The sequence below is a fragment of the Salipiger sp. HF18 genome (genome assembly GCF_011806505.1).
GTDB lineage: Bacteria > Pseudomonadota > Alphaproteobacteria > Rhodobacterales > Rhodobacteraceae > Salipiger > Salipiger thiooxidans.
The window spans coordinates 1-1,521 of sequence record NZ_JAATOS010000725.1 but is presented as its reverse complement, the minus strand read 5'-3'; the positions used below and the strand labels follow the sequence as shown (position 1 = coordinate 1,521).

General features: G+C 60.1%; 1 protein-coding gene. It reads left to right on the top strand.

The features are described 5' to 3' along the window. The coding region (locus HC022_RS26310) for a nucleotidyltransferase (RefSeq protein ID WP_167454350.1) at nucleotides 1-1,374 on the top strand (1,374 nt) is incomplete at its 5' end. Between the last annotated feature and the right edge of the window lie 147 nt (nucleotides 1,375-1,521).

The following is a 1,521-nucleotide window of genomic DNA, read 5'->3' as shown; positions in this document are numbered from 1 at the left end:
GTGTATGTGCAGGGTTCATTTCGTCTGGGGACTGCAATACGGCCGGCGTCAGACGAAGAGGACTATGACATCGATATGGTCTGCCGCCTTGATTACGAGAAGTCGGCACTGACCCAGGCAGAGCTGAAACGTCGCGTTGGCGTCGAAGTCAAAGCCTATGCCCGGCGATATGGCATGAGCAAACCCGAAGACGGGCGCCGCTGCTGGACCCTGGTCTACGCAGACGGCGCACAGTTTCACATGGATATCCTGCCTGCGGTGCCCGATTTTGAGAAGCGGCGCTATCTGAGTGAAGCAGGCCCCGCACTTGCCCGACTGGGGGTGACTGCGCTCGCGATTACAGACAAGGAGCACGACGGCTTCCGGCAGGCTGGCGGCCGATGGCCGCGCAGCAACCCCAAAGGCTATGCGCTCTGGTTTCGCGATCGGATGGGCCAGGCGTTCAGAAGTCGTGCTCTAACCGAGGCACGCAGGATGCAGGCCAGCGTTGAGGATGTTCCGACTTGGCGGGTGCGTACCCCTCTGCAAGGCGCTATCCAGATCCTGAAACGCCATCGCGATTTGATGTTCAGCGACCGGCCTGATGACAAGCCGATCTCCATCCTGATCACCACCCTTGCCGCACATGCCTATAACCAGGAAGAACGCCTCTCCGATGCGCTGTTCTCGATCCTTCACGGGATGGACCGGTATATCACCCGTCGCAATGGCGTGGACTGGGTCGAAAATCCAGCCGACCCCGAAGAGAACTTTGCTGACAAGTGGGAAAAGCACTCTGAGCGCCGGGATGCATTCCATGAGTGGCTTCAGCAGGCCCGCGGTGATTTCGCATCGGCACATCAGGCGCTCACCGCAGACGGCGTCGGTGCTGTCCTCAGCGAACGCATGGGGCAGGGTCTGGTCGAACGAGCACTGGGGCATCGCAAACCGGCCAAAAAACCGGGTACTACCGCGCGGCTGGTCCGTGCAGCCAATCTTCTCCTTACGCCCGCCTATATGCGAAAGCCGCGATGGCCGCAGGCTGCGGAAGGTCGCGTGAATATTGGCGCCGCGACCTTTACGCAGCAGGGTTTCAGGCCGCAGAGCTTCGTGAGCAACGGCGCGCCGCTTCCCAGAAATTGTAGCCTGCGCTTCGAGGCGGACACGACGGTGACCGGGCGTTTCAAGGTCTATTGGCAGGTCGTGAACACCGGGCGGGAAGCCGAGGATGCCGATTGCTTACGTGGGGACATTAGCCCGGACGCGGCGGTCCGAGGTGGTCTGACCCATTCTGAGAGCACCCTCTATCGGGGCCAGCACAGCATCGAGTGTTTCATTGTGAAAAATGGCAAACTGGCTGCGCGCAGCGGTCAGTTCATCGTGAATATTGGCTGATCCGGAGGCTGAAGACATGTCTTTCTGGCGCAAACACGGTGACCGGTTTCTCGATGGATTGATCACCTATGTCTTTCGGACCCGATAGTGCCCCCGCGCGTGGTGTAGGAGCGTGGACCTTCGGAGAGGTCCGAGTCTGATCAGGAT